4 protein-coding genes are annotated in these 3,559 nt (G+C 66.9%); 2 read left to right on the top strand and 2 right to left on the bottom strand.

Annotation, left to right across the window (positions count from 1 at the left end):
• Positions 1-562 (top strand): amidohydrolase family protein (locus VIR09_RS19925; RefSeq protein ID WP_332014428.1); only part of this gene is annotated, 562 nt, incomplete at its 5' end.
• Positions 559-1,299: a lysophospholipid acyltransferase family protein gene (locus VIR09_RS19930; protein ID WP_332014429.1), complete on the top strand. Its 741-nt coding sequence runs from the start codon at positions 559-561 to the stop codon at positions 1,297-1,299. The genes VIR09_RS19925 and VIR09_RS19930, both read left to right, overlap by 4 nt.
• Positions 1,300-2,192: 893 nt before the next feature.
• On the opposite strand, the gene VIR09_RS19935 is transcribed toward VIR09_RS19930, so the two are convergent.
• On the bottom strand, positions 2,193-3,026 hold the full coding sequence (locus tag VIR09_RS19935; protein ID WP_332014430.1) for a symmetrical bis(5'-nucleosyl)-tetraphosphatase: 834 nt from the start codon (positions 3,024-3,026) through the stop codon (positions 2,193-2,195).
• On the bottom strand, positions 3,023-3,559 hold a 537-nt coding region (locus VIR09_RS19940; RefSeq protein ID WP_332014431.1), incomplete at its 5' end, for an LptF/LptG family permease. The genes VIR09_RS19935 and VIR09_RS19940, both read right to left, overlap by 4 nt.

Here is a 3,559-nt window from a genome sequence, read left to right on the forward strand (position 1 = left end):
CAGGCGCGAGGGCCTGCCGGTGACGGCCGACGTGTCCGCGCACAGCCTGCACCTGACCGACGTGGACATCGGCTTCTTCAACACGGACTTCCGCCTGAACCCGCCGCTGCGCGGTCAGCGCGACCGCGACGCGATCCAGGCCGCACTGGCGGATGGCACGGTCGATGCGCTGTGCTCCGATCACACCCTTGTCGATGACGCCGCCAAGACCGTGCCGTTCCCGGCGGCCGCGCCCGGCGCGACGGGGCTGGAACTGCTGTTGTCCCTGGCCTTGAAGTGGTCGCGCGATTGCCGCCGGCCGCTGGCCGACGCGCTGGCGCGTGTCACTTGCGGCCCTGCCGCGGTGCTGGGCAGGATGTCGCCGCAGGTCGCATTGGCCGGCCAGCTGGGCGTGGGAGCGCCAGCTGACCTCTGCCTGGCCGACCTGGAAGCCGAATGGCTGGTAATGCCCGGCGCCCTGCAAAGCCGCAGCGGTCACACCCCGTTCGCGGGTATGATGCTGCCCGGCCGTGTACGCGCCACCGTGGTAGGTGGCAGCCTGGCCTGGGAGACCCCGGTTTGAAGCTGCTGCGCTTTGTCCTTAGGCTGTTCCTCGTGGTGCCCTGGATTCTCTTAGGCCTCTTGTGCGTGGGCCTGGTGTATCCCTTGATCGGCTCCAGGTCGCGCGCCTGGCTGAACCGCCACTGGTCGCGCTGCCTGATGGCCTTCTGCGGCCTGCGGGTCGTTCTCAAGGGCGAGCCGCGCCTGACCGGTCCGGTGCTGCTGGTGGCCAACCACGTATCCTGGATCGACATCTTCGTGCTGAACTCGGCGCGCGCCACGTCTTTCGTCGCCAAGAGCGAGATCCGCAGCTGGCCGGTCATCGGCTGGCTGGTGGCCGGCGCCGGCACGCTCTTCATCGAACGCGGCCAGCGCCACGCGGTGCATGCGATGGGCGAATCCATGCAGGCCCGCTTCAAGCAGGGCGATGCGGTGGGGCTGTTCCCGGAAGGCACGACGACCGAAGGTTTCGAGTTGCTGCCTTTCCATGCCAGCCTGTTCGAACCGGCGCGTTCGGCCGCCATCGAGATCCAGCCCGTGGCCTTGCGATTCCTGCAGCATGGCAAGCGCAGCGGCTATGCGGCGTTCGTGGGAGAGGAGTCCTTGGTGGCGAATCTTTGGCGGGTGCTGGGCGTGACGGGGTTGGCCGTCGAAGTGGTGTTCTTGCCGCCGCTGGCGGCGCGGCATCCGGATGGGAGTCTGCCTACGCGGCTGGAGTTGTCTCATCAGGCGCGAGATGCGATTTTGAGCGTGCTGTAGCTGCTGTTGTAGCTATGGCTAAAGCGCTTCGTAGGTCGTCCGTCGTCGCGGGCGGCGTGGCGGCGAGCGCCCACGATTGCGGTCCGGAGCCTTCGCTCCGGACTGCCCCGTCCTCATCCTCGTCCTCGCCTTCGGCGACTCCTTCGGATTCCGTCGGGCGCATCGAGGTTGCTCGCCGCCACGCCGCCCGCGACGACGGACTACGTGCATCTTGGCTTGTTGCGCCGCTAGAGCGGTGGTTGGTGGCGTGTCTTGCGGGGCCCGCCCCAGGCCGGCCGCGCGGGCGGCCTTTTGGGGCTTACGAGGTGTCTTGCGTCGCGTGATGACGCTGCGCGCTGGTGGTTGGTGAATTTAGGTATGCAGGGCGCTGAAGCGTGTCGGTGGACCAACAATCGCCATTTCAACGCCGGTGCCGGATGGGTGGCGCGCGCGGCGGTCAGCATGCGTAAGCGGCTCGCCATCGCGCGCCACCCATCACCGCCCATCCCCGTGAGCTGGCGGCCATTAGCTAACGGCTGACCGCATTCGCGCAAGCGAACACAATTGAAATTTAATAAATCACGGATGTAATTCTCGGCCGCCCGCGCGGCCGAGAATGGCGGGCAGGCAACGACTCGTCCCAGACCACGGCTCCAGCAGCGCGACAGACCAAGACTCAGGTAGCACGTCGGCGCGGACGCCTGGGCGGCGAGCAACCTCGATGCGCCCGAGGGAATCTGAAGGGAAGGCCGAAGGCCTGGACGAAGATGACGAAGGGGAAGTCCGGAGCGAAGGCTCCGGACCGCAATCGTGGGCGCTCGCCACCCAGGCGTCCGCGCCGACGTGCGGCCTACGAAGCCCACGGACGAAGCAATCAAACCGAGCCAGAAAAAAGTCCGGGCCCCGCGAAACCGCTATTCAGACAACGGATCCTGAAACTGCGAACACTTCACCTGCACCAGCCTCCGATCCTGCAACCGCAAAGCCGTCAGCGACCCGCCCCACACGCACCCGGTATCCAGGCAGATCACGTCCGGCCGCTGCAGCAGCCCCAGCGTCGACCAATGCCCGAACACCGTCGTGACATTCCGCGTGGCGCGGTTGGGGACGTCGAACCAGGGCACCAGGCCCGCCGGCCAGGCGCCCGGCGTCACCTTGGTGGCGAACTCCATGTGGCCGTTGGGCGTGCACAGGCGGATGCGCGTCAGCGCGTTGATGATGACCCGCATGCGCTTGCCGCCCTTGTGGTCTTCCTTCCACGTGGCGGGTTCGTTGCCGTACATCTTCTGCAACGCCTTCTGCCAGTTCGGCCCGCGCAGGGCGTCCTGGACTTCGCCGGCCAGGGCCAGCGTCTTGGCGACGTCCCATTTGGCCAGCGTGCCGGCGTGGACCAGCAGATGATTCTGTTCGAAATGGGCCAGCGGGCGAAAGCGCAGCCAGTTGATCAGGTCGGCCGCGTCCGGCGCGCGCAGGATGTCCTCGAGCGTGTCCGATTTGGAAGGCTTGCGCACCCCTGCGGCCGTGGCCAGCAGGTGCAGGTCATGGTTGCCCAGCACCGTGGTCGCGCGGTCGCCCAGGTCGATGATGCGGCGCAGGGTTTCCAGCGACTGGGGGCCGCGGTTGACCAGGTCTCCGGCGAACCAGAGGCGCGATTGGGGATCGCCGACCAGTTCGGGGTGGGACAGCAAGCGATCCAGCGGCGAGCAGCAGCCCTGCACGTCGCCGATCATCCAGATACTGCCGTTCATGCGGGGCTTTTGCTCCAAGGCCAACGTTGTTGCGCGATCCGCGTAATGGCGTGCCGGTATTCCATGTAGCTCATGGCGCCCAGCGCCACGGCCATGGCTCCGATGTTCGGACCCAGGGCCGTCAGCCAGGCTGGCCATTTGCCCAGCATGCCCACGTTCAGTGCCAGCTGGTTCAGCATGAAGAAGCCCACGCCCAGCAGGATGCCGATGAACACCTTGGCGCCCACGCCGCCGCGGCGCGTCTGCATCAAGCCGATGGGAGCGGCAATGGTGATCATGACCAACAGGGTGAACGGATACGCCAGTTTGCGCCACAAGGCGACGACCTGTCGACCATATTGCAGCTGGTTGTTGCGCAAATAATCCACATAGTCCAGCAGCGTGGCGATGGACATGCGTTCAGGCGTCAGCACCCGGGCCAGCAGGCGCTCGGCGCTGAGCGTGGTGTCCACCGTGCGTTCCGGCACCTTGACGACGGTGGCGGGGGGATTCTTGGGCGGGCGCGCGTCGGCCAGGGCCTCGGCGGCGTTCTC

The organism is Achromobacter sp., assembly GCF_036567245.1.
Taxonomy (GTDB): domain Bacteria; phylum Pseudomonadota; class Gammaproteobacteria; order Burkholderiales; family Burkholderiaceae_B; genus Achromobacter.

What these genes read in the sequence shown, in the direction of transcription:
- VIR09_RS19935 (WP_332014430.1), bottom strand. Translation starts at nt 3,026, where the DNA reads ATGAACGGCAGTATCTGGATGATCGGCGACGTGCAGGGCTGCTGCTCG.